At 43.2% G+C, this 25,501-nt stretch carries 21 protein-coding genes; 4 read left to right on the top strand and 17 right to left on the bottom strand.

Translation table 11 applies throughout. From position 1 onward, the window contains the following. The 7 genes from BLS28_RS18765 to BLS28_RS18735 form a co-directional block, all read right to left on the bottom strand. On the bottom strand, window positions 1-1,556 hold a 1,556-nt coding region (locus BLS28_RS18765; RefSeq protein WP_143020818.1), incomplete at its 3' end, for an efflux RND transporter permease subunit. A gap of 11 nt (window positions 1,557-1,567) precedes the next feature. After that, complete coding sequence (locus BLS28_RS18760) at window positions 1,568-2,617, bottom strand: efflux RND transporter periplasmic adaptor subunit (RefSeq protein WP_091164890.1); 1,050 nt, start codon at window positions 2,615-2,617, stop codon at window positions 1,568-1,570. A 12-nt stretch (window positions 2,618-2,629) separates the two neighbouring features. Continuing rightward, window positions 2,630-3,994, bottom strand: coding sequence for a TolC family protein (locus BLS28_RS18755; RefSeq protein ID WP_091164895.1), 1,365 nt, complete (start codon window positions 3,992-3,994; stop codon window positions 2,630-2,632). 53 nt (window positions 3,995-4,047) lie between these two features. Continuing rightward, the gene (locus BLS28_RS18750; RefSeq protein WP_091170948.1) at window positions 4,048-4,656 is read right to left on the bottom strand and encodes a TetR/AcrR family transcriptional regulator; all 609 of its coding nucleotides are present in this window, start codon (window positions 4,654-4,656) and stop codon (window positions 4,048-4,050) included. A gap of 71 nt (window positions 4,657-4,727) precedes the next feature. Further along, window positions 4,728-5,492: an SDR family NAD(P)-dependent oxidoreductase gene (locus tag BLS28_RS18745; protein WP_091170945.1), complete on the bottom strand. Its 765-nt coding sequence runs from the start codon at window positions 5,490-5,492 to the stop codon at window positions 4,728-4,730. A 109-nt stretch (window positions 5,493-5,601) separates the two neighbouring features. Next, entirely contained in the window at window positions 5,602-5,760 is a 159-nt protein-coding gene (locus BLS28_RS30945) for a hypothetical protein (protein WP_176844510.1), read from the bottom strand. A gap of 795 nt (window positions 5,761-6,555) precedes the next feature. Next, window positions 6,556-7,353, bottom strand: coding sequence for an SDR family oxidoreductase (locus tag BLS28_RS18735; RefSeq protein WP_091170939.1), 798 nt, complete (start codon window positions 7,351-7,353; stop codon window positions 6,556-6,558). Window positions 7,354-7,484: 131 nt separating this feature from the next. Here BLS28_RS18735 and BLS28_RS18730 point away from each other — a divergent pair, with 131 nt between their 5' ends. Beyond that, window positions 7,485-7,844 (top strand): winged helix-turn-helix transcriptional regulator, encoded by a 360-nt coding sequence (locus tag BLS28_RS18730; protein WP_091170936.1) that lies wholly within the window; start codon window positions 7,485-7,487, stop codon window positions 7,842-7,844. A 162-nt stretch (window positions 7,845-8,006) separates the two neighbouring features. Here BLS28_RS18730 and BLS28_RS18725 read toward each other — a convergent pair whose 3' ends face one another. The 4 genes from BLS28_RS18725 to BLS28_RS18710 all read right to left on the bottom strand — a co-directional run bounded on the left by BLS28_RS18725 (window position 8,007) and on the right by BLS28_RS18710 (window position 11,263). Beyond that, window positions 8,007-8,927 carry a helix-turn-helix domain-containing protein gene (locus BLS28_RS18725; RefSeq protein WP_091170933.1) on the bottom strand — a complete coding sequence of 307 codons (921 nt, stop codon included), beginning with the start codon at window positions 8,925-8,927 and terminating at the stop codon, window positions 8,007-8,009. A 12-nt stretch (window positions 8,928-8,939) separates the two neighbouring features. Beyond that, window positions 8,940-9,866: an NAD(P)H-binding protein gene (locus tag BLS28_RS18720; RefSeq protein ID WP_091170930.1), complete on the bottom strand. Its 927-nt coding sequence runs from the start codon at window positions 9,864-9,866 to the stop codon at window positions 8,940-8,942. A gap of 1 nt (window position 9,867) precedes the next feature. Then, the gene (locus tag BLS28_RS18715) at window positions 9,868-10,758 is read right to left on the bottom strand and encodes an SDR family oxidoreductase (RefSeq protein ID WP_091170926.1); all 891 of its coding nucleotides are present in this window, start codon (window positions 10,756-10,758) and stop codon (window positions 9,868-9,870) included. A gap of 112 nt (window positions 10,759-10,870) precedes the next feature. After that, window positions 10,871-11,263 (bottom strand): Crp/Fnr family transcriptional regulator, encoded by a 393-nt coding sequence (locus BLS28_RS18710; RefSeq protein ID WP_091170922.1) that lies wholly within the window; start codon window positions 11,261-11,263, stop codon window positions 10,871-10,873. A 120-nt stretch (window positions 11,264-11,383) separates the two neighbouring features. Here BLS28_RS18710 and BLS28_RS18705 point away from each other — a divergent pair, with 120 nt between their 5' ends. Further along, complete coding sequence (locus BLS28_RS18705) at window positions 11,384-11,557, top strand: winged helix-turn-helix transcriptional regulator (protein ID WP_176844509.1); 174 nt, start codon at window positions 11,384-11,386, stop codon at window positions 11,555-11,557. Window positions 11,558-11,898: 341 nt separating this feature from the next. On the opposite strand, the gene BLS28_RS18700 is transcribed toward BLS28_RS18705, so the two are convergent. From BLS28_RS18700 to BLS28_RS18675, 6 genes are all read right to left on the bottom strand, one after another. Further along, window positions 11,899-12,711 carry a hypothetical protein gene (locus BLS28_RS18700; protein ID WP_143020817.1) on the bottom strand — a complete coding sequence of 271 codons (813 nt, stop codon included), beginning with the start codon at window positions 12,709-12,711 and terminating at the stop codon, window positions 11,899-11,901. Between the two features lie 191 nt (window positions 12,712-12,902). Further along, window positions 12,903-16,535 (bottom strand): ABC transporter permease, encoded by a 3,633-nt coding sequence (locus BLS28_RS18695; RefSeq protein WP_091170912.1) that lies wholly within the window; start codon window positions 16,533-16,535, stop codon window positions 12,903-12,905. A gap of 801 nt (window positions 16,536-17,336) precedes the next feature. Continuing rightward, a complete protein-coding gene (locus BLS28_RS18690; RefSeq protein WP_091170908.1) occupies window positions 17,337-17,804 on the bottom strand; it encodes a DUF4231 domain-containing protein in 468 nt (155 codons plus the stop codon). Window positions 17,805-17,852: 48 nt separating this feature from the next. After that, on the bottom strand, window positions 17,853-21,920 hold the full coding sequence (locus BLS28_RS18685; RefSeq protein ID WP_091170905.1) for an nSTAND1 domain-containing NTPase: 4,068 nt from the start codon (window positions 21,918-21,920) through the stop codon (window positions 17,853-17,855). Beyond that, entirely contained in the window at window positions 21,920-23,314 is a 1,395-nt protein-coding gene (locus BLS28_RS18680; RefSeq protein WP_091170903.1) for a toll/interleukin-1 receptor domain-containing protein, read from the bottom strand. The genes BLS28_RS18685 and BLS28_RS18680 overlap by 1 nt, the downstream gene beginning before the upstream one ends. A gap of 962 nt (window positions 23,315-24,276) precedes the next feature. After that, window positions 24,277-24,579, bottom strand: a complete 303-nt coding sequence (locus BLS28_RS18675) for a restriction endonuclease (RefSeq protein WP_176844508.1) — start codon at window positions 24,577-24,579, stop codon at window positions 24,277-24,279. Between the two features lie 377 nt (window positions 24,580-24,956). Here BLS28_RS18675 and BLS28_RS18670 point away from each other — a divergent pair, with 377 nt between their 5' ends. Together BLS28_RS18670 and BLS28_RS18665 are read left to right on the top strand one after the other, a co-directional pair. Further along, a complete protein-coding gene (locus tag BLS28_RS18670) occupies window positions 24,957-25,148 on the top strand; it encodes a hypothetical protein (protein WP_218134470.1) in 192 nt (63 codons plus the stop codon). Between the two features lie 103 nt (window positions 25,149-25,251). Beyond that, window positions 25,252-25,476 (top strand): CDGSH iron-sulfur domain-containing protein, encoded by a 225-nt coding sequence (locus BLS28_RS18665; protein ID WP_090525766.1) that lies wholly within the window; start codon window positions 25,252-25,254, stop codon window positions 25,474-25,476. Window positions 25,477-25,501: the final 25 nt, after the last annotated feature.

Here is a 25,501-nt window from a genome sequence, read left to right as displayed (position 1 = left end):
TTTAAGGCAAGCGGCATCACGCGGGCATAAGACCAGGTCAGGAAACGTTGCAGGTGTTTTAAAAAGAAGTTACCCTCGCCATGTGTATGGGTTTTGAGCATCCTGCTGCCCAGGAAGGGAACAAGCGTTAAGGCCACTATCATAGATGCCAAAACGCTGGTCATGACAGCCATAGGCAGGCTCCGAATAAATTCACCAGCCATATCGGGCAAAAAGGCAAGCGGCAAAAAAGCGATAACCAAGGTAGCCGTACAGCCTACAACCGCTATCCCTATCTGTTGCGTGCCTTTCAGGATAGCATCCATCCGGGAATGCCCCTCGCGGAGCCAGCGCTCAATATTCTCAACCACCACGATACTATCGTCCACCAGCAGTCCCAATGCTACCACAAGCCCTACGATACTGAGCTGATTTAGGGAATATCCCAATAAATTCATGGCAATGAGCCCCAGCGCCAAAGAAAGCGGTATAGAGATCATCACGATAAGCGATGCCCTGAACCCCAAAGGCAGTAAGGTAATGATCACTAAAACAATAGCTAATCCAAAATCAAAGCCCAAGTGGCCCAAGCGTTCAGAAACCATATTAGCCTGGTCGAAATTTTTAACAAGCCGGATGTTCTCGGGCAGGCTTTTGCTAAATTCATCCAGTACCGGTAAAAACTCTTTCTGCACGCTGGCTATATTCACGTTATCTTTCATCCCGGCAGTAACCAATACACAGCGGTGCCCGTTCAATCGGGTGATGTGATCGGCAATGGCATCTTTGTAGCTCACATCGGCTACATCCTTCAGGTAAATGATCTTGCCATTGGCATTATAGATGACGGTATTGGCAACGTCATCAACGGTTTTGAACTTACCGCTGGTTTTTACGTTGAATATCTTGCTGTCCAGGTTAATGCTGCCTCCCGGAATATCGGCGGCTTCGCTTTGTAAACTGCCTATCACTACATTGAGCGGTATTTTTAACTGGGCCAGTTTATCCAGCTGCATGTCGATACGAATCTCCTGCTCCGGCATGCCGAAATATTTGACATCCTTCAGGTTGGTAATCTTTTCCAAACGTGTTTTCAGGATGTCAGCTTTGTCCCGTAGTAATTTACCGGAAGCATTGTCTGATACCAGGGCAACCTGCAAGATCTTTACATCCGAAGAGGAAACCTTTTCTGTTTTGATCAGGTAAATATCCTTGGGCAACTCGCTGTTTTTTAAAGCATTGATCTCTGTAGAAATTTCCTGGTATTTGTTATCTACATCTACACCATATTTAAACTTTGGCTGGATAACCGCTACGCCGTCTTCAACTGTGGTCAATATCTTTTCGATGTTTTCCAATCCGTAAATCTTGTTCTCGATAGGTTTTACCACCTGTTCTTCCATATCCTTCGGACTGGTACCGGGATAAATGACCGTAATGATGTATTGCGGAGGATGGGTGGTCGGATCTTCCGAACGGGGCATGGTAAACAGCGTTAATACGCCGACTACAGCAACCAGCAAAAATATGATCAGTGTGAACTGGTAGTTCTTAACTGCGAAATTGGTAATTTTCATAACGGTAGTCTTTACTTGATGATTTTAATAATGGACTGTTCGTTAAGGTAGGCGCTGTTTGAAACCACGATCTGACTTATGCCTTCCAGTTTATCCTTCAGGTATACATTGTCGTTATCAAACTTCAGGATGCTAACCGGTACCCGTTTTACCCTGTTGGTGCCGATGGTGGTAAACACGAAGCCTTTATCGCCGTCGGCTTCTACCAATGAACTGTAGGGGATCACCATCACACTTTCATCCTGGTGGGTATCTATTTCAGCTTTGCCGAACATGCCGACAGCAGGCTTTATACCATTTAATGTCAGCTTCAATTCTACCTGGAACGAGCCAAGTTCGCGATCCGCAGCCTGCGACTTGCGAAACACCACGGCGTCAAATTGCCGGCCTGCGTATCCATCCAGCGTTACTTTGGCTGTTTGTCCGGGTTTGATGATGGCCCATTCACGGTCGGTCACCCCAACCTTTAATGAATAACTGTTGTGCTGTTCGGTAGAATTGATGAGCAGCACCGGCATTCCTTCGCCGATCACTTCGCCATCGTTGGCTGTCTTCTTGCTCACAAAACCATCGGATGCTGCGTATATTTTGGAATAGCGGTCATTAAAGGCTACCGCTTCCCGGGCTTTTTGCGCAACGTCAAGTGCAGTTTTAGTGTTCTGCAATTGCTCCAGGGTATAAACACTGTCTTTATAAAGATTAACGGCACGACTATAGTCACGTTGTGCCTTTTCCACACCAAGACTGGATTGGGCCAGCCCGGCCGATATTTCGGTTGAATTGAGCGTAGCCAGCAATTGGCCCTTTTTAAAGAACTGGCCTTCCTGCACGAAGATTCTGTTGATCACGCCGCCTATTTTAAAAGCATATTTGGCTTCATCTTCGGTACTTACCAGCCCGGTAGCGCTGATGTGATCAGGAACCCCTAATACGGAAACCGAAGCTGTTTTAACCGGGATGATATCCGGTTCGCCCAATGCATTTTGTTCCTGGTGTTTTTGTTTGCAGGAGGCAAGCACAGCGGCAATTATTAAAATGCTGAATAATTGATTTTTTTTCATCGTTGTATGTTTTTATTGTTGAATGGTAAAACTGCCATTGGCACGTTCGATGGCCGTATAGGCTATCCAGGTGTCGTAAAGGGCGATGTTGGCGTTAAGCTGCGCATCTATCCACTGGTTTTGGGCATCCAGCAGTTCAATGTAAATGGCCATTCCCTGTTTGTATAGCTTGACCATATCATTGTAATAGGTTTGGCTGGTTTTCAACTGGGATTGTGCGGCCTCGTATTGCGCAATGGCGCTTTGCATGGTGGTCTGGCGTACTTTTAACTCGGTAAGGAGTTGCTGCTGTACATAATCGGTTTGTGATGCTAAGGCCTGGCCATCGGCAATGGTTTGTTTTACCCGGTAACTGTTTTTCCCGGAGGAGAACAGGTTCCATTCGAGAGAAACGCCGAATAAATAATACCGGCTTTGGCTGTTGAACTTCCAGTCAAAAGCCTGCGAGCCCAGGTCGATAAAGGTGCCTGATTTGGGGATAATATATGATTTGGCTAGCCCGGTCAGATTGCCGTTAATATCCTTAGCTATCCGGAGCTTGGCTAATTCTTCCCTGCCGCTAATATTATTCCCTAACAATTGCTCCCTGGCGGGTAGCGTGGTAATATCATCTAAAAGGATGCTATCCGTAAGCGGGCGATTAATCAGGAAGTTAAAATAATAGCGGGCTGATTCCGCGGTTTTCTTTGCCCCGGTGAGCGCTGCGTTGATCCTGGATACCTCGTTCTGGCTTCTGAGTACAACCGTCCGGTTTACCTTGCTGTTATCAAACAGCTTGGTGTTGATCCGTTGGCCTTCTTCAACCAGGCGGAGCGACGATTCATAGATCCCGGTAGCATAAACAGCTTTTGAGTAATTGTAATAGGCCGTTTTGATCTCTTTCACCAGTTCGCGTTTATAAAGCTGTACTTCGGTTTTTTGCAGATCTACCTGCTGCGCCTTGATACGTTTATTATAAATCAACTCCGCATTCAAAATAGGGAGGGTTGTACGGAACTTGGCATCGTAAAAATTATCCGGGTTGAGCAATATGTGCTGGTTTTGTAACTGCGGAAAGGCGTTGCTGTTTGTCAGTTTGTTCAGCGTGGAATAAACCCCGTTAAACAGGTCGCCTGTCGGAAAGTCTATGGTACGCCCGCCATCAGCTTTGGTATAGGTGGTCGAAAAGGTAACATCCGGCCCGAACATGCTTTTGGCTTCCTTGAGGGCATATACATTTTTTTCGAGCACAAAGTTTTGTTGCCTGATGCTCTGGTTGGATGCCAATCCGTCCCGGATATAGTCATCCAGCCGACTTTGGGCTTTTACTGGCGGGGCTGCCAATAAGGCTGCCGCTACCAGTACAAAGCCGTATTTTCTTTTGTTGTTAGTTTTCATTTTTATACATCGTTTTAAATTTAAACAGTGTTCAATACATAGTCAAAAAAAAGCTAGCTTTTTTCAAGCAGTGCAACAAAGCACTCGTAGCCGTTATGCATCAGTTCTTCATTCGTCTTGTTTACAAAGCTTGTGGTACGGTCTTTACAAAACAGTGCGCAAATGCCATGCATTGCCGAAAGGATCATAAAGGTGAGATCTTCGGTATCCATATCTTTAAACCTCCCTTGCTGCTGGCAAGCTTTAACCACAGAAGCCAGGCGATCAATCGCTTCCTGCGCTATCTTAAAACCACCATCTTCCGGCATTTTTGTCGGTTCTTCAACAATAAACATCAGGTTATAATAATCCTTGTTTTCCTGTGCAAATTGGATAAAGATGCGGCCCATCGCTTTTAGACGCTCAAAAGGGTCGCCTACTTTGTCTAAAACTTTGAACTGGTTGAGCAGTAACGCGAACCCTTCCTTATGCAGTTCCTGGAAAATCTCACTTTTATCTTTAAAGTAAAAATAAATAGAGCCTGGGCTGTAGTTGATCTCGTTGGCAATACTACGCATGCTGGCTTGTTCATAGCCTTTTTCAAGGAATACTTTACGTGCTCCGTTTAAAATGCGTTTATGCATTTCCTGTTTCTCTTCCAATTTTCGTTCTGCTATGCCCATTTTTATTAATAATAATATACAAATATAATAGCGCCGGCCAGGTGGCGAAATTTCGCACCACGATTCGGCGTTTAGTTTTTCATGCCGGGGCTAATTTGTCCCATAATATTTATAGCGGATTTTCGGCTCAATAATTTGAATCCAAATAGCATGAACCTATTCTTCCAACCCTGTACAACTCTCGGCTTCCGCCTGTTTTCCAGGGCCCTTACCAGTTCTTCGGCGACATCCTCAACAGAAGACATTACAAATTTTGGAAAATCACTGGTATGCCCACCTGCATGTGAATGAAAGTCTGAGGCTGCAGCACCGGGATTAAAACCCATCACAAAAATTCCTTTTTTCTTGAACTCATACCATAGTGATTCCGAGAAATTGGCGACAAAACCTTTGGTAGCTGCATAAACTGATCCGCCCGGAAGGGAAGAATGCGCAAGCAGGGAACCAATATTTACCAAAGCATCACCCTGCCTGGCATTTTGCAAAAACGCATAAGATAAGGTTACCAGGGCATTCATATTGAGCTGCATGGTTGCCAGTTGCTCGTCCAATGGGATGTCAATAAACTTTCCGTAAATACCAGCACCTGCATTGTTGATCAGAACATCGTATTCCCCGGTTTTCAAATGCTCCGCTACTTTTTGCAGGTTGTCTTTATCCGTTAGGTCCGCAACCAAAATGGTATGGCCAGTACCATCCAGATCTTTTATTGCCTTATTTAACTTTTCCTCGCTACGGGCTACCAGTGATACTTGGTAATTTTGAGAAGCCAGGCGTCTGGCTATTTCCAGCCCTATGCCGCCGCTCGCTCCTGTGATCAATACTTTTTTTTTCATGATTATCCGGTTAATATTTTTTAAACATGTCAAAATTATTGAACAGCGTTCAAATAATTAAATTAATTTATTAATCTGACGTCAGCATGATAGTCGGATTAATAAATTGTTATAAGTCGAGTGAAAACTTGCCGTGAAAGTAAGGAAGGAATATTTCGTCAGAAGTACGGCGAACTGGTATGCCGATATTGCCTTGTAGCCTTATGCCCAGGCTTACCTGCACAATGATGTGCCCAGCTATGTGCTTGCTCAATAACGCTGGCATCATGTCGCGGAAGGCGCGTAAAAGCGCCCAGGGATGGGATTTAACTTATGCGACCAATCATCTCGGCCCTTTTGCATTGACGGAGACGTTGGCAACTCATCTTCCCGATAGCGGCGATGGCTTTGGCACGAGAAAACCCGAGGCAATGTGTCAATGCGCTGGAGCCGGGAATAACCCCGCGGGACCAATCTTGGCGGCGAGGACACCAATGCTATTTTACGTTACCTGTTTGGTAAAATATTTTCATTGATCCCTGCCGTTGCCCAATATAAAAGCACGCCCGAAAAAACCGCCATTGCCAATAGTCTTTGCCCGATAGTCCGGTCTCACTACGCGTATTCGAGGTAAATGCCCTTAATGAATTGCGATCAATCGGTAACTTTTGAGCGAATGATAGTAAATTATGAGCGACGAATAGGAAAGTAACCGGAAAACGTAATTTAATCATCTCCAAAAATAATTTTATTCTCAATGCTGGTTTGCACTATAATTTTAACGGTTTTTTATTGATCAACCTAAAACCATATTCCATTCGCTTGTCAGACTCCTATAAATAAAAGCATCCATAGAAGTCATGGTAGCTTGAATGGAACATGGATTCGGTTCCTGGTTTCAAAAACAGGTAATAATCTTTTCAATAAATAAACTCTGCGAACATGGAACTGGATCAATAATGATCGAACTTTCTTCATTATCCGTTCTATATCTGATGCGATTTCCGGAGAATAGAGGTTATCTTATCTTTTGCATCTACAACCTCACAGGTGCCTGTAGTTTGACTTTTCGCCCAATAAGCCGCTATTTTACCACCGGAAAATTACCGCCGTCAATGAAGTAATTCGCTCCGCTGATATAAGATGCTTTTGGCGATGCCAGGAAGTAGATAAGTTCAGCCGTTTCTTCCGGTTCTGCCATCCTGCCCAGCGGTACCCCGCCAACGCGGTCAAAGAGCTTTTGTGTCATCTCATCAAACGTGATGCCTTCTTTGGCTGCCAGCTGACCCAGAAAATCAGACATTGCTTCCGTTTTATTAAGTCCGGGGGAAACAGTAAGTACACGGACGCCATACGGGCCTGCTTCATCAGCGAGTGATTTACTGTAAGAGGTCAGCGCCGCTTTGGCCGCACTATAAGCCATGGTTGATTCCCAAATCGGGTACTGGCCGCTGGTGGAAGAGATGTGGATGATTACGCCGCTTTTCCTTTCCAACATTTTTGGCAATAAGGCCCGGTCTAAACGTACCGATGATAGCAGGTTGATCTCCAGCGCCTGGTACCAATGCTCATCAGCAAGCGTACTGAAACCGCCACCGGGAAAGGTGTTCGCTCCCATATTATTGATCAGAATATCAACCCCGCCATACCTTTCGCTAATCTCTGCCGCGACTTTTTCTACATCCTCACGCTTTGCCAGATCGGCGGCAATAAAGTGATATGGCTTATTATGCTCATCCGGCTTGTTTCGTGCCGTAACGATGACCGTTGCGCCGGCCTGTGATAATCTCGCGGTTACCGCTTTACCTATGCCTTTGGTGCCGCCTGTTACCAGTGCTATTTTTCCTTCAAGATCCCTGATCAGTTGCTGCTGTATTTCCATTTTTCTATGTTATTTACTTTTGTTTCACAAAGAAACTAAAGCAGATGAACTATATTTGATGATACACTGCTATTAGTGGTTACAAGCTGGTAACTAAAGCAAAATAGCAGTAACCTATTGGTAACTAACAAATGAGAAAGATGCTGCAAAATCCCGAAAACTGCGCTGTTGTAAGAACGGTGGGTTATATCGGAAACAAATGGAAACCCATCATACTGGTGCGCTTGCTGAACGGAGGAAAGGTTCGGTTTGGCAAGCTTTGTGTGCAAATGGCTGATATTTCACGCAAAATACTCAGTCAGCAATTGAAGGAGCTGGAAGAGGATGGACTGATCATCCGTCATACTTATATGGAAAAGCCGCCACGGGTAGAATATGAGCTCAGTGAACTGGGCAAAACGCTTATTCCGGTGTTGAAAGCCATGTATGACTGGGGAAATCAGATCGCACTGCCGGAACAGCAGGGGACCTGGGATCCGGTAGTGAAATGATAGCATAGTTTTTCATAACAAGGCGATCCTTATCAAATCACAACAGTACTTTAATGGTCATCGACCAACTCTTTTAATGGCATACAAGAAAGCATCGCTCAGAACAGGTTTCCTGCATGAGGCGGTTTTGTTGGATTGGATCAACCACAATTAACAGAACGATCAGTTAAAAGATTGCCGGAATTCCAGTGGCGAGAGGCTGGTTTTGGTCTTAAACAGTTTACTGAACGACTGCAGGTGTTCGAACCCGAGTTCATAAGCGATCTCGCTGACCGTAAGGTTGGTCGTGGACAATTTTTCCTTGGCCAGCTCTATCAGCTTATGATGCAGGTGCTGCTGCATGGTTTGCCCGGTCAGTGTTTTGAGCAGGCTGCTAAGATACCCCGGGGAAATATTCAGTATTTCGGCGATGTGGGTTACGCTCGGCAGACCCTGCTTCGCTAAGGTTCCGCTGTTAAAATAACTGTCCAGATGATCTTCCAGCCTAGTCAATAGTTCATGACTGGATTTTTTACGGGTAATAAATTGACGCTGGTAAAAACGTTCCGAATAGGTGAGCAATAACTCCAGTTGCGCAATGATGACGCTTTGGCTGAAACGGTCGATAGCGGTGTTATATTCCTGTTCTATCTGGCCCGCGATCGCGGTGAGCATTGTCTCTTCCTTTTCGGACAGGTACAGCGCCTCGTTCACCGAATAGCTAAAGAACTCATACTGTTTGATGTTTTTGGCCAGCGCCGTGTTCCACAGAAAGTCCGGGTGGATCAGGACCATCCAGCCTTCAGGCTTTTTTGTTGTATGCTCCACACTTTCCACGCCAAACAACTGACCGGGCGACATAAAGAAGAGCACACCCTCGTCAAAGTCGCTGTTTTGCTGGCCATAGCGGAACTTGACATGCTGCATTTTCTTCATCGAGATCCAGTAAAAGTCCCCCACCAGGCTAAATGGCACCTCGGCGATCGGCAGGTTAATATTTTCCATGCGGACCACACTGATCAGCGGATGAGCTGGTTTGGGCAAGCCCACGGCACGATGATAGTCGCTGATGGTGCTGAAACGGAAAGGCGTTGAATTGCTCATCACACAAGGTACTTAATTTTGATGGTATACCCGGGCAAACTCCTGGGCAAAATTTGTGAGCTTAACGTTGCCCATTTTCGGGTGATTACGATGAAAGTTTTCCAGCGGTTTACCGCTGTGCATAGCGGCCTGCATTTCTACCAAAGTTTCCGCGAGTTTTTCGGGTACTTTAGCCATTTTCAATCCCTGCAGCATGGCTTTATCGCTCAGCAACACCCATTTCAGCCAGGGCTTGCCTACCGCCGTGCCGATGATCCTGGCCGCTTCGTTGCAGGTCAGCTCCTCACTGCCTACATAGCGAATGGTGCTTTGCTCAGTCATCAGCACCAGCTCTTCCGCGACTGCCACGGCAATATCTTTGGGCGATACGAAAATAATGCGGTCGTCACCGCCACAATTGCCCATCAACAGGCCGGTCTTCCCCGTCAGCAATGCCCAAAAGCCGGAGTAACGCAGTGTGAGTAGTTTGCCCATCAGGCCCCTGCCTTTGATCATGTCGACATGCTGATAAAAGTTCGTATAAAATGATCCGGGGCGCATAAAAGTCACGGAAGCTTCCAGGCTGTTAAACTCGTTCTCGAGGTTTTCGCTTTTGATCAGGTCGGCGACCCAACCGCTCATCACGACTACGCGCTTGACCTTCGTTGTGTTTAAAGCTTGCACGTAGTTTTTAGCTATCCGGCGCAGGTACTTGCCCAGGTCCGGCTCCGTAAAACTGAGCGGAATCATGGCGTAAACCGCATCTGCCCCCTGAAAGGCTGCTGTAAGGAAATCAACATCGGCAATAGAGCCTATGGCAGCCGAAGCGCCCAGCGCTTCAATGGCTGTTTGTTTTTTTACATCACTGCTGATTACAGTAACCTCGTGTTCCAGAGTTACCAATATTTCTGTCAGCGGTTGGCTAATGTTCCCTAAAGAACCGGTTACAACTAACTTCATCTTATTGGGTGTAAATGCCGTTTTCTATATCGGTTAACAGGAAAGGATGTGTTGGCTGCCAGTTTAAGTGTTCTTGGGTCCACGTGCTCGAAGTCGGGCAATCGATCGCCGCCATGTGGGCAAACCAGCCGAAATGCCCGGCTGCTTCTTCGCTGGTAATCGATCTGACCGGTAGGTTCAATTGAGCGCCAATGGCCTCGGCGATGCTTTTAACGGTTATGCCTTCTTCTGTATTCGCATGGAAACGCGCTCCGGGCGTTGCCTGCTCCAATGCTAAACGGTACAATAACGTAGCGTCCAGCCGGTGTCCCGCGTTCCAGCGGTTCTGTCCTTCGCCAATGTAGGCAGAGAACCCTTTTTCTCGTGCCAGATTCACCAGGATAGGGATAAAGCCGTGTTTGTCCCCATCGCCATGCACTGAAGGCGGCAAACGCACAATGGCGGCACGGACGCCGGCGGCTGCGGCAGTTTCTGCTGCCCGCTCCGAGGCGCGCGGCCAGGCAGGGTTGAATGGTGATGGCATATCTTCGACAGCCAGACTACCGGGATTTACCAGGGCGGTCCCTGAAGTAACGATCAGTGGACGGTCTGAACCGGCCAGTACACTGGCTATGGTTTCTATGGCCCGCTCATCCACCGCGCAAACTTCGGCAAAGCGTGTAAAGTCGTGGATAAAGCCGCAATGGATCACCCCATCGCTTTCGGCGGTGCCTTTACGCAGGCTATCCAGATCTTCCAGATCGCCGTAAAACACTTCGGCCCCGGCTGCTTTTAATTTGGCTGCTGATGCTTCCGAACGCGCCAGCCCCAGTACCTGGTGACCGCCTTTTAATAATTCCTGCACAACGGCAGTACCTACGAAGCCTGATGCTCCGGTAACGAATACTTTCATATTGGTTCTTTTTGTTAATACAAAGAACCGCCGTTACAGTGGGAAAGATTTATCCAAATCCATGTTTGGTTTAGCCGAAACCATGGTATCTATCGTCAGGTGCGTTGTCTGGTCATGCCGAAGAAGCCGCATGGCCTCTCTTAACAATCTGCCTCCTTACACGGCTGAGGTATGCCCGGGTAAGACCCAGAAAAGACGCCATCATGTATAAGGAGATACGGTTGTATCGTGTTGAATGGTGCTGCACGAACGTTGCATAACGTATCTCCGCCGGATCACTGATGTTGATGAAGATCCGGTTCTGATCAGCCTCAAAATTTTTGGTGGTCAGCGCTTCGATGATCCGCCTGAAGCTTGGCGAAGCGGCGAGCAGTTCATCCCATTTATCTTTTGAAAAGCGGATGATTTCACTGTCCTCCAATGCTTCTATAAAACACTTGGAGGTCTGGCCGGACATTAAGCTGCTGAAGTCCGAGACCCACCAGTTCTCAATGGCGAGCCGCATCACATGTTCCTCCTTGTCATCTTCGATGGGGGAATAAACAGAAACTGCCCTTAACGACTAATGCGACGAAATCACTTACCTCGCCTTCTTCGAGCAGATATTGATTTTTCCGGCCCCTTTTTGAAAGAATTGCAGGAATTGGAGCAAAATCAAATAGTAGCCCGTACGGTGATGCCCACGAAACTGATAACCGTGGAATACGATTTAACGGAACATGGTAAGACTTTAAATGGGGTAATTACCGCTATTTCGGCCTGGGGAGTTACGCATCGAAAATTCCTGTTTAAAAAATAAGCTAAACAGGAATTCTATTATGCATACCGGACACCAACTAAGTTAGTATCAGGTAAAAAAGCGAATTGTGTTAGCTTGCGCCAATAATATTTTATGGCAGGTTTGATATGGAAAAATAAATAGCCTAAACAGGCAAAATGAAGGGTCGAGAAAATAATCATAAAAAACGGGCGGAGAAATCTTTCCCCGTCGGTTCCGGCTCTGCATTAATGTTCAAACAAGGGACACCCAACTGGATTGACTCAATTCACATTTTATCAAAAGAAATTTATTATTTGAAATTAAAAAAGCTCAAATCGGGTACCCATTAATTCAATCCGACACTTAACGAAATAAAAATGTTATTTAACTAGTCGTCTTCGCACGATTTTTTTTCCTTCAACATGGATACTGATACTACTTGGATGGATCATACCTAATGTAGAACCGGGCCGGATTCTTAAATATTTTTTTAAATACCTTTCCATTACTGCTTTTGATAGTGCGGTATAACTTTCTTCATATCCTTTTCCAGTAAATGGAATCAACGGTTTATCATAATGAATATCTCCGCGGTTGTCAACAAAAACAGAAAAAGAATAATAAAAATTCGCATATGCCTGGTTAATAGCAATATCGTATGTAGGATACATATAATTATCGGACGTATCGAAGTTGTTTAACATGTCGCCAAGAGCGTACCGACGTGTTACTTTAACCAGATTACTTTTACTCTCAACAATTGGAGGTTGACGTGCAGAAAATGCTTTATGATAATCTTTTTCTGCAGAATCCACGAGGGATTTAACAAACAAAGTATCCTGTTTACCGGGTGCCTTTACAGTCGCAGTATCTTTGTGGATCACATTTTTTATGTAATTATCAGCGTAAAAGGTCATATATACATTTGATCCCCTTGTATCTATTGAATCTGCATGGGCTTCAATAAGCTGAAACAATAAACTGTCTCGCGTTATTTCCCTCGCCTTAAACCAGGTCCTTGCTGTGTTAAAGATTGAATCGTACCCACAGGTAAGAGGAAAATTGATGTATTCTTTTTTTATAGGACTATATATACATACAGAGTCGTTTGAAATAAATTCCATTTGCCAATCGGGTTCCAACTGGTAACCATCTTTGCTGAACGAAAGGCCATTATCTAACCTGCGTGCCACTTCGGTATAACTGATACCAAATATCTGCTTAAAAGATATCCTGTCTTTTTCGCCGTTGTGTTTTACTATGACTCTTTGTTTACAAGCTATCAAACAAAAAAGGATTAGGAACGAGTAGAAAATCGGTTTTATTTTTTTAACCAGAGGAGTTACATTCATGGAATAGGTTTAATTTAACGCGTTTCAGCTGATCACTCACTTCTTAAGCTCTGCACCGGGTTGGTAACGGCTGCTCTTATTGCATGATAGCTTACAGTTAACACTGCCACGATGATAGCCAGCAGCCCCGCAGCTCCAAACATCCACCATTGTATTGTAATGCGATTAGCAAAGCCTTGAAGCCAGTTATGCATGGCCCACCACGCTACCGGCGACGACAGCAAAATTGACAACAATATCAGCTTTAAAAAATCTATGGAGAGCAGGCTGTTGATTGATGATATGCTCGCGCCCAAAACTTTCCGTATGCCAATTTCTTTGGTGCGTTGCTCTATGGTAAATGCAGCCAGTCCAAACAAGCCCATCGCAGCTAAAATGATAGTTATGACGGTAAAAACACTGAAAATTGCAGCCAGCTTATCTTCGGCTTTATACTGGGCATTAAAAGCATCATCCATAAAAGTGTAATCGAACAGGGTATCCTTATCGTATTTTTTGAAAATGTTTTGTATCGAACCGATCAGCGTAGGCAAGTTGGTACGCGGTTGTACTTTGGCAAACAGGTAGCGCCCGCCCGAGCCGAGTGTCCAGTCCCTTGCCGTATCGGCTGTAATGAAAAGTCCCAGCGGCTGTACTGCATCTTCTAACGAGCCAAAATTGAAATTTTTCACCACTCCGGCTACTTCAAGTTTCTCGGGCCCCGAATCAATAATAGTTCCTATAGGGTTAAGGGGTAAGTGCAATTTCTCTATAGCCAATTCGTTAATGACCACTTTCGATCCTGCTTCTAAGCGGTTATCCTGTATCGGGGGATATTTCCATTGCAATCCCAAAATAGAGATGAAGTTTTTATCTACTCTTAAACCACGCAGCATCATGCTTTCTTCTTTGGAATTACCGCCTATACCGATTATGTCATAACTCCCGAACATTCCATAACGGGAAGTTGCTACATTACTTATGCCCGGCAATGACATAACATCCCGCTTAAATGCTGCATAACTTTTAAGCCCGCTGCCAGTCGGTATCATGATAACATTATCACGGTCGACACCAGTTTCTGTGTGCCTGAAAAAATAAAGCTGCCGGTCTATTACAATACCACAAATAATCAGTGCTACAGATATCGAAAACTGAAGGGTGGTAAATATCTTCCGGATGATGATACCACCCGATTGTTTGCTCATTTTTCCCTTGAGAGTAATGGCCGGCTTAAAGCCCGACAACACTAATGACGGATAACTGCCGGCTATTAATATCGTTAACACCAACAACCCAAACAAAATAGATAAAGTTAGCGGATTGAGCAGAAATGTATAATCGATTTGCAGTTGAAGAATATTAAAAAATACCGGCTTGAACAACAAACACAACAAACACAACAAACAGCCGATGCCAAATGATATAGTAGAAAAAACAGCTGATTCAACATAAAACTGCATGGCGATGCCTTTGCGGCTTGCACCTGAAACCTTACGCACACCGATCTCTTTTGCCCGCAACGTAGCCCTCGCTGTTGACAGGCTCATATAATTGAACAAGGCCAGCAAAAGGATCAATATAGCAACCAGGGGGAATATGGTAAGGTATTTAAAATTAGAGTTGTCATGCGACCTTTTCAAATGTTGATCCAAGAACGGGAACAGTGAGAATTTAATGTTTGGATCCCTTTCTTTACCCGCATCAAATGCCAGGAGGCCACGCCTCAACACTGCTGTATCCGTACGGTGTTTCAGAAGAAGATAAACATCGAAAGCTCCCCCGCCTATTCCTGGTGCACCGATGAACATGTCAGAAATTCTGGTTTTCATTAAACCGCTGTTGGAAGCAACAAAATTATACTCAATAGAAGAATTGGACGGACAATTTTCGGCCACTCCGGTTACCTGGTAAGTATAGGCGCTATCCGTTTTAATGGTTAGGCGTTTGCCTACAGGGTTTTCATTGCCGAAATATTTTGCAGCCATGGCCTGTGATATCACAACCGAAAAAGGTGAGGATAAAACCTGCGATGCCTGCCCTGACAATAGCTTAAAGGAAAAGAAACTGAAAAAACCAGGATCTGCAAACAACAGTTTATTTTCAGTGAATTTGAGCTCCGGTTTTGAAGGGTTAATAACTACCGACGGCATAAAATAATGCAGCGTACGCATATAGTCTTCCACAACAGGCTGCGTTTGTTTAATGATCGGGCCTGATGCATAACTCATATGATCCATATTAATGGTATTGCCGTTTATTTTTGTTTCGGCAAAAGGCCTGAATATGCGATCTGCATTTTTGTGAAACCGATCATAGCTATGTTCATGGGCAACATAAAGCGAGATGAGCATACATACGGCCAGCCCGACAGCAAGGCCAGAAATATTAATGAAGCTGTAAAGCCTTTGCCGTACCAGGTTTCTCCACCCTATTTTTAAATAATTCTTAAACATATAATTCCGGTTTACTTTATCAGTTGGCCAGTTTGGTTTGGCTTCCTGGTACGAAATTATTGCCGCCGAACGGGAATAAGGGCTCAAATGATAAGTTGGGCCACCTTTTTTCAGGTCATTTTTGTATGCTGCCGGGCTTTTACCCGTGATTTCACGAAAAGTACGATTAAAGGTTGATTTTGAATTAAAACCCGAATCGAAAGCAATGCCCAGCATCGTTAACCTGTCGTAATTGGTGTCCTGCATTTTCAGGGTCACTTCCTGGATACGGTATTCGTTAACAAAGTCATTAAAGTTTTTGCCGAACGTTCCGTTTATAATCCGGGACAGCTCATGGGGATGTATCTTTAGTTTTTCTGCCAGTGTGGTCAGGCTTAGTTCCGGATCATGATATAACCGGTCATCAAGCATGGCTTTCCTTAGCCACACTCCTTTTTTCCTGAGCGCAGCAGATGGACCTGACTTTGGCAATACCGGCACATGGGCCGGCACCTCTTTTTCCGGTTTTAAGAAAGCAACAGCTGTTATCCGTATCATTGCAACTGTAAGCAGCAGGTATAAAGGGTAGCAGGCGTATATACCCCGTGCATTGTGGTAATAAAAGTAATTGATTGCTGTAAAAGGTATCCACAATAACCACAGCACACCAAAAATATTCAACCACCGGTGTAACCAGCGCAAGCTCAACCTATACCTGTCGCCCCATCTGTTGAATTTTAAGCCCCGGTAATAGTTTTCAATTAATCTGAAAGAGAGGACCAGGTACACTATCACCGAAATAAATGCTGCCAGGTGTAGTACCGGGCTCATTTGCTGAAACGTTAAAGTATCATCAATGGGCTCACTGGTCCTTAAGCTCTCCTTTATTTCTAACAGCAATATAAATTGTTCTGCCAGTACGGGGCCGGAATGCAGCAGATCCTTCCACCCAAATACCCGATCCGGCCGTACTATCTTTAAAACATAAAAATAAATCAAGGGGCCAAAAGCCAATGAAAACTGCAGTGGTAACCAATTCCAGCGGGGAAAATAGGTTGCCAACCCGATATCGGCACACAACGCCCAAACCATCCACAAAACAATGGTTATCATGGCCACGGCGAGCAAACGGTTAGCCACTCTGTTGATCCCCTTGCCAAACCATAAAAGCAGCGAAAAATTCAACCCGATAAATATGGTTCCGGTTGAGGCGAGGTCATAAAGGCTGATATTAAAGGTATATGGGTTCAAGCGAATCTTTGCTTAATTACATCCAAATTTACATTTATCTGTTGATACGACTCTATTCCTTAATCTAAAAGCACCGTTGTAATGATAGATTTTTTAATTGATATTGATTTATATATCCAACAGACGCTTAATAAAAAAAGTTGTCAACTTTATTGGCAACTTGCCTAAAATTGTACTCCTTGACTTAGTTGGTTCGAACCAACTCAAAGAAGACTTGCCTACAATGTCTAGGATTCCTTTACAAGGAAATAAAAGATGATTTAATCCACCGCACATTCATTAAATAACGTTATTCAATTTGATAAGCGATTTTAGGAACACCTAAAAAGTTAATAATAGTTGTTTATTATTTTTTTACAGGTTCGAGTCCATTAGGGTGCATTTCTGAAAAAAAGCCGTTTTGATATCAAAAAACGGCCTTTTTTTGTCGCTAAACGCGAAATAGGATCCTTCGCTGAAATGTTACTGTAACACTTTTGTAACATGATTTACACGTTTAAGAATGCGTTACGTATCTCACCACGGAACGCACCTACTAATGTTCAATTAAGCCTCAGATCCCAGTTTGCGGATTTAAGCGTTTTCAGCGGATCCTATAAATCATTCACTCCGCAAACTTTTCTCTGGGTTGGTCAACGCAGCTTTTATAGCCTGAAAAATGATAGTGAACAGGGTGATCACGATTGCCGCTATCCAGGATGCGATAAATACCCCTGGGCCAATACTCACGCGGTAAGCATATTTTTCGAGCGAATTTTCCAGGAAGTAGAGTGTAAGCGGCGAAGCAATGAAGCAGCTATTCTATTTTTTTTCGGTTTGCATTTTCGCCGGTGGCCATAAATCGTGCTCTGAACTTAGTATTGCTTCAACCCGCGTAACAAATAAACCTTCCTTATTTTGATCGGGCTTGGCGTAAGGCCCCAGGTTAAAATTGTAATAATGGATCTCCGGTTTGAGCTGTTCGTAAGTGGTACGTGCTGTTACCCAAAGTTCCTGATAATTGAAGGTTTTTAATGCGGTAGTGAGAATGGCAACCGCACTCGATATAATCAATGTCAGGATAGTCCAATCAACGCCCAGTCCACTGCCAGGGGCGGCGTTACCTCCTAATTTTAACGCCGTAAATACCGGAGTCAATAACGACAGAATTATCAGAGTCCACTGAAAATTCCTGTAGAGACGATGGTTTTTAGCCGAGGTTGTCTTGTAATACTCCATTTGATGACGATACCTGTCTTCAACATACTTTTGAAAATCATTCTGTTCCATAATGGCAGATAAATGGCATAAGCTTTTGCTTTTTTAAAAGCACTATGCCTATGGGTTGGCGTTTAAAATTTCTTTAATCTTCAATACGGCGGGTTCTTTTCCGGTAATAACTTTCGTTTGTTGCATTTTCTCAAAATCATCCAGGAAACTCACCTTAATTGTCTGACTCCGGTACAAAACATCCTTATAATTCCGGTATAATAGTTCTGCCTCTGTATAATTTCCCTGTAGCAGATTGCCAAGCGCAAGGTTAGTGTAGATCCAAGTTTCACCGGGACCGAGCTCCAGTCCCTTTTTTGCTGCAGCAATTGCAGCAGTGTAATCCCGTTCAAAAATTTTGTAGAAAGAAAGCGAACCATATGAAACAGACAATAATCGTTGCGCTTCTGCATCATTGGGAGTGAGAGCCAGGTATTCGTTATAAAGTTTTATATTCTCCGCTGAAAGTTTAGCTTTTTCGCTGTAAACAGAAAGGTCAACTTCTGGCATCTCGGCAATCATTTGATTATTAACCATGGCGAGTTGCCATAGCTCATATCGCCGTTGGCTGGTGTGGTTTATTTGTAACGCATGCGTTAACAAAGCTTTGACCTTGATAAGGGTATCCATCGGCATCTCATTGTACGAATCCGGTGTATGCGGAAAAAAATAAATAACCGACTTTCTGATCAATCTAACATTGTTAGAATGCATGATGTAATCATAAGAAAGCAGGCCACTTTCAAGCTTTTCTTCCTCTGATTGTTTAAGAAAGCCCTTTAATCGGCCAAAACTTTCGTTTATATCAGCCCTCGAATTGTTACGTGTATTCCAAAGACTCACAAGCCCGTCGTTGTCGGTCATCACTGCAGTTATATCATCAATAAATTTCGCGTCTTTAATTGGTGTATTCCCATTGCTGAACCTCTTCATTTTTATATCCGGATAGATTTTTTTCCTTGCATAACTACGCGTCATCTGGTTTGCAGACATATTATGTAATAAGGAATCGTCAGCCGACTCAATCAAAAAAGTGCCTCTTCTTGATAATACTATAGCCTTTTTCCAATCGGCAGAAAGCATAATCTTATCAATTTTTGAGCTGTTATAGCCCTGGTCTAAACCATTGCCGGGCAAAGGCCAGGTAACGACATTTAAAACTCTCCCATCAAACTTTGTCAGGTATATGCTATTTCCCCATACTACTAATAAATTATCGCTGTTCGGAGTAAAACTTACATAGTTTGTCCCCTTGAGGTAATAATTATTTCTTAAAGTAAGCTTTACCATATTATTAATATCCCATGCCTCGTCATACTCTGAGGTTTGAATCAACAACTTTAAGCCATCGGGCGATACTGTTAAACCTTTGATATTCTGTTTAGCTGTAAGGAATTTTCCCTTCATCCTGCCAAATCCGGGGCCCGTTTTTAATTGATCCAGATTCCAGAGCGTAACCGAATCCCGCAGGGAAGTAATAAGCTGTTTTCCGTCTGGAGTAAAAACTGCATATGCAGGTGATGGAATAGTATCTAATAAAGATTCACGACCTTTATCCCAATAAATCAAATTGCCCCGGTCAAGTGCAAGCAACCCGTTGTTGTTTATCGAAATGTATGCTTTCCATCCAAGGGATCCCCCTTTGATCCGGTAAGCCTGACGTAGCTCAATCATTTTGCCAACCGGATCATAACGAAGGGAGAACAGGGAGTCGCTGCCGATAGCATAAAAACCATCGGTTCCGGCGGGCGAAATTTTAAGATTTTCGTCATCTCCCACGTTCAGGATATTATCGGGAAAAAGATTGGTTTCGAAAATAGTCCTGATGATTTGACTCAGGTAAATGTTTTCTGAATGCATGTTCCACAAAGTGTCTGCCATTCTCAGTCCCAAAATAGCATTGGCTGGTATCGTATCAAATGCTATCGCAGCCCTGTTCAGAAGTTGAAGTTTATTATTGTCAATATATTTTTCTACATCTACCGTTCCAGAACGTTCCAGCTTTCCTTTTAACACATTACCCAACATATCGCCCTTGAGCTTGTCACTTAGTCCACTTACCTTATAAAAATGTTCCTTTTGAAGCGCGTTGATGGTTAGTTGTAGTTCAATCGCTTTTTTTTGACTCGCCACTTCTTTTGAAACTTTGCGAAGCGAATTAGTAAGTGAATCATTATGTTTTAGTTGCAATTGAAGGCCAGCCTGGCTTTTTATGAGCTCGTTGTTAACAAGTGTGGTCTGTTCCAAATATTTGTCTGCCCTGATCTTTGCGTTTTGAGCTATTCGGGCACTTTTTTGCGCTTCTACAAGGTTTTTGTTCGCCTCTGCCTTTTGCCGGTTTGCCTCTGCCTTTTGCTGAATAGCCCATGCTGCGACTATCAATGTCAGTACTAAACCGAAAGAAAGTATAAACATTAAAATCTTCCTGTTCCTTTCCCGTTCCTGCCTCCTGACTTCTGCCTCAATCTCTAATTTTTGCTCCTCTGTTTCCTGATCCTCCTTTCTTATGCTATAATCCAGGAAGGCAAGATTCTTTTCTTTAAGAAACTCATGATCAGGTTCAGCACCCCCTTCTTGCGGGGTTTGATGGTAACGTGAAGCCCATGCTGCCGTAATTTTTATCTTCTCCACCAGCTCTTTCAGTTCACGTAGTAATACACCCTTTATAACATCCGAAGGATCGTGTTCATAAAGCTCTCTTCTTTCATTAAGCCTGGTATAAAGTTTTCCGTTCGCGGTTTCTTCGTTGATCCAGGTACGGAGTTCAACCCAGTTTCGCATCAGGCTTTCATGTGAGATGTCGATAACAAGCTCCGGATTTAATGGCGTAGAGGGGGGCGGCATCAGAAAAGAAGTATCTGTTGCCCTGAAATACGCAATTACGGCATTTATTTCTTCCTCATTTGCAGGGAGCGGTTTGCATAGGTCATATATTTTACCGAGTGGAAGCGGCCGACGGCCCCCTTTTTGTCCGCCCTTACTTTGGTCAGTAATGGCCTGGAAAATCAGTTTAGCAATCTGCTGCTTTTTTGAAAGCTTTGCTTGGTTGTCTTTATCACCTAACTCCCGGAATTTATCGCTTGCATGGCGCGATAAAGATTCCTCCATTCCGCCAACGGCCTTGTAATCGTCATATACAATCTCTCCGTTAATTGATCTATCAGATGATTGCCGATACGTTCGCATTAGCGCATGCTGCAAAATTGGCAGTTGATCAAGGTTATCTTTTAGCTTATTTTCTTCAATCTTGTTGATCAGTAATTCAATAAGCCCGGATGCTATGCTCTTTTCCGCCAGCAAAAGCGGACCTTCTATTACTTCCTTCAATTGTGGCCGGTCAAGTTGCGGCACAAGATACTGGCTCCGGTTAATAGCCTCAGGTAAGCCCTGAAAACGGACACAATCGCCAAGAAATTCCGACCGCATGGTGGTAATTACGTAAACAGGATCATCTTTAGTTGTGGCAGCTTTCAGCAACAGGTTTACAAACTGGGTCTGATGCCCGTCCATCAGCCCGCTTTTTGCTGTAAAACGAAATAATTCTTCAAATTGATCAATAATTACAAGCAGGTTTCGTTTTTTTCCTTCTTTTTTGCCCTCATTAAGCAATCTGGCAACATCCAACAATCCATAAATGGATCTAAGTAATTGTGGGTAGATCTCCCTGAAATCGTGCTCGATCACTTCTTTGCTCCTTGAACTGCTTCGTATACTGGCCAACGCGATAGCAAGGTTTTCTATAGGATCAGCTCCGGGCCGGCAAATAGCTACGTCCCATCTGTTGCTTGTACCATGCAGATAACCACCGAAGAGTTGCGGAATGAGGCCGGCCCGCACCAAAGATGATTTACCCGTACCCGAACTACCAATAACCGCAAGGAATTTATTGTTTTGAAGCCGCCTGATCAGTTCCTCGGCCTGCCCGCCCCTGCCTTTGAAAAGCTGAAATTCAGATGTGCGGTAAGGCCGCAGGCCGGGAAAAGGATTTTTCTTTATTTCGGCAGGGGTCAGTAATCGGATATGATTACCATCTTCCTGCAAGTCCAGGTAAAATTCATCCAATTGATAACACATGCCAGACAATCCCGCGCCGTTATCTACTGCTGATACCTTTGGTGATTGATTTGGGTTGTTCATTACTTCGGTGCAAAAAGTCCGTTGATAAAACCTTCAAGTTCAAAATCTATTCTGTCTTTGCCTTTTATAATATGATTAAAAGCATTCTTGCTTACATCCCGGTCATATTTTAAATCAATATCAGGATCATCTATGCACAGCATTTTCTGTTGATTGCCTTTGGCGTCTATAAGCATTGACTGCCTTATAACAAACCACTCCGGGTTCGACTGCCCGTAATACAAACAAATCCCCTCGCTTTCTTGTGCTTCCGCGCGATCTTTTTCAAATGGAATGCCTGGTATGCTGAAATTAATGAGGATCCGTTTGTCGGTTTCCATCATGTTTTTAAGTTTAATACGCAGCATGCTGTTATGGTCTTTTTCAAAATCATAAAACATGTATACCTTTTTGTGCGGAGCAAAATCATGTCGCATCGCTTTTATCCTGGCCTCCTTCTCGGCATTCTTATCTTCAATCATCCGAAAAATCGTTTCAAAATTATTTCCAAGTACGGTGGGGTGCATCAACAGCTTTTCATCCAGTTCCTGGCTAACAAGCGGGTTGGGCAACCAAAGGATATTGCTAAAAAAAGCGGCCTGCTTTTCGTGTGTTATAGCAAGGTTATATTGCAATAAATCAAACCCTTCATCCAATTCATCGGCGGTCATCATGATATGAATAGCAAAGGCACATTCCTTTATCAGCTTAAGCATGCGGTCGCTTCTTTCGGTTTCTGGTAACTTTTCAATCGCTTCCCAATCTTTAATACCGGGAACAATTTCATAAGGCCAGTTTTCATATTGTTTGCGCCCCATAACTACATAAAGAAACTCTTTCCGCTTTTCCCGTCCGCTAAAAGAATCGGGAATGGACAGAAACACCTTACGGTTATCGCTCAGCATCGCAATATCTTTTGCCGCCCGGCTTTGTTCATCCTGCTGATCGATTGACTTACGAATCTGCAGATCTGTAAGCATTTCGCCCGCAATTTCATTTATTTTTTTTACGATCTGAACGTATTCCCTGTCTGCAGCATCGCCCAATGTAGATAGAAAACGTTTATTGTCTGGCAGTCCCTGGAGCCTGGTTATCTGAGGATAGGGCTCAAGAAAACAATCTTTTACAAAAATCGGCACCACCCTTGTTTTTTTCTTATCCAGGTTTTCCAATGCGGTATTTAGCTCAACGTTATTAATATACCTGGAGTTTAAGAAAGTTTGAGTGATTAAAAGCAGCACGATATGTGCTTCATCAAGCCTGTTTTTTATCTCGGCATCCCATTCTGCTCCAGGCTCTATTTTTCCATCGTCCCATATTCTGATGTTGGGGCAATTCCTGTCTGAAAGAAAAGTCCTTAGCTGTTTGAGATGCCTTTCATCCTCGTGCGAATATGAAATAAAGAGATTAATCATAGCGGGTAATGTTAAAGCACTGGCTGATAAATAGTAACAGATGGTTTGTCTAAATAATTTATAAACATAGCATATATAACTATAGTTAAATCCATAAATAATTTTATCGCAACCTATTCAAATATGGCACTGCATAATCCGAATCGCAAGCGTATTTATACTGAGTTTAGCGCGTATTAATACGTTTTTACTGCAAAAAGGTGTTATTCGGCTACCACTGGCAAATTTAGGGTGTTCTAAATCCCTTAATCGTCAATTAAAAATGGAATAATGTGTGCACACAAGCGATTTGATTATTTAAAGGTGATCTATTAGGTGACCTCTAATTGTAAAAAACACAAGGCATTGATTTACAGCGGAAGTTAAATACGTTATTGTTCCCTAACTCTCCGCGAAAAGAAAAAGTTCAGTAGTACCTTAAATTACTGAAGGAGTTTATTTTTTTTATAAGGCTGTTTCTTTGGAGCAGCCTTTTTCTTTTGATGATACGGTGATGACATTGACCATAGTCTTAATCTTTTCTTTCGAAAATCGTAGTCCGATGACCCAACTTAAAAAAAAGCAACTGGTGTCGAGAAGGTAATTAAGCAGGTGATTATTATTTCAACTTTAATTTCAAATTTTCAGTTTGTTTAATTGTGGTGTCAGGTTTAAGGCTATTGGAAACGTAAGGCTCCAAAATAATTTTGACAACTGCTCCATTTTCTAAAATATCGGTTCTTGCGGTACCGCTATTATCTTTAAGTTGTTCTGAAATATTAAATGTTGTAAATTTTTTTGATTGGGGTACAACATTTCTCGGCTTGGTGATATAATTTCAACGATTAGTGCAAAGGCTAATTCGTCCGCCTGACCCTTTTAAAAGTATCCTGATCAACTGTAGTGTCTTCCTAGTTGTCCCCATTCATTATCAGTCAAATCACGGACAGTTAAAATATCAATATTTTTATAATTCGCTTATTCTACCGCACCTTACTGAAAGCCCTTAGTTGTAAAAATACGCCCTTTGAGGCATTCAGATCCTCCATTGATGGAGCCAACACATCTATGCGGGCACGGCCTACCCTATGCTTCCAGCTTTTATATTCAATGATTGTTTTATAGGTACGCAGTTTCGTCTTATGAATTACTCGTACATCTATTTGCCGGAACGCGTTCGATTTACCTATTTCTTCTACGTTATGATCTACTATTACTTCATCGTTATCTTTATATAATTCAGCAACAAACAACTCAAATTGGTTCCAATCAATACGTTTTTTCAAAAAGTCTGTTGCAATTACTCTTTTGTATTAATTACCTGATTATTTACTACCCTTACAATGGTACTATGTGATTGCCGATCTTCGTCTAAATAGGATATTTTTAAAGTAAGCCTTTTAATTTTTCAGGTATATGAAAAGCCATTATGCGGTCTGCTTCCGTGTGAACATTCTCTACAAATTGTCGGTACCCCGCATTTAATTCAATGCTGTTAAAGGGTTGAAAATTGTTAATTTCTGTTAGCTGCCCTAATTCAGAAAAATAAACATCGCCGATACTTTCATTTTGTCATTTATGGCTGATGTTTCATTGCAGAGCGGTAAACAAATATTAGTTTTGGGTAATGATTGCAGACCCGCTAAGCGTTTCCATTTTTGAGATGAGGCTGGAAGAAATCCATCGCCGCGATCCTATGCTAAGATATGATATTAGCATTCGCGATTTTATTGCCTTATTCCCGCTTAAAATAAAAGACGGAAAACCTCTGAAACCCGAGCAGCCTGCTTCCTTTGCCTTAGACAGGGATGTGTTTTTGCAGGTACTCGTAGCGTTTAACCAGTCATTCAACTAATTAATCCGCACTCCGTTGTTTCATCCAATCAGGAACACTTCTAAATAACAAATAAACAATTTTGGCGGCTTGTCAAGTTTTAACTTTGGCCAAAATTTAACACATGGAGAAAACTAAACTTACCATTAATAATAACGGTTCGGTTAAAATAGAAGGCGATTTTGAAATTGTTGATATGCAGGGCAACGCTTACGGTTTACAGGGCCGTACTGTAGTTTCTATTTGCCGTTGCGGCTTATCGGCAAACAAACCATTTTGCGATGGTTCGCACAAAGGTCATTTTGAACATAACGCTATCGCCTTTGATCTTCCGCCCAAAAAAGTGTAAACAATTGTTTTAATATACATAAAGC

The sequence above is a fragment of the Mucilaginibacter gossypii genome, assembly GCF_900100945.1.
Lineage (GTDB): Bacteria > Bacteroidota > Bacteroidia > Sphingobacteriales > Sphingobacteriaceae > Mucilaginibacter > Mucilaginibacter gossypii.
Note: the sequence above shows the minus strand (reverse complement) of the source record. Positions and strands in the feature narration are given on the sequence as shown.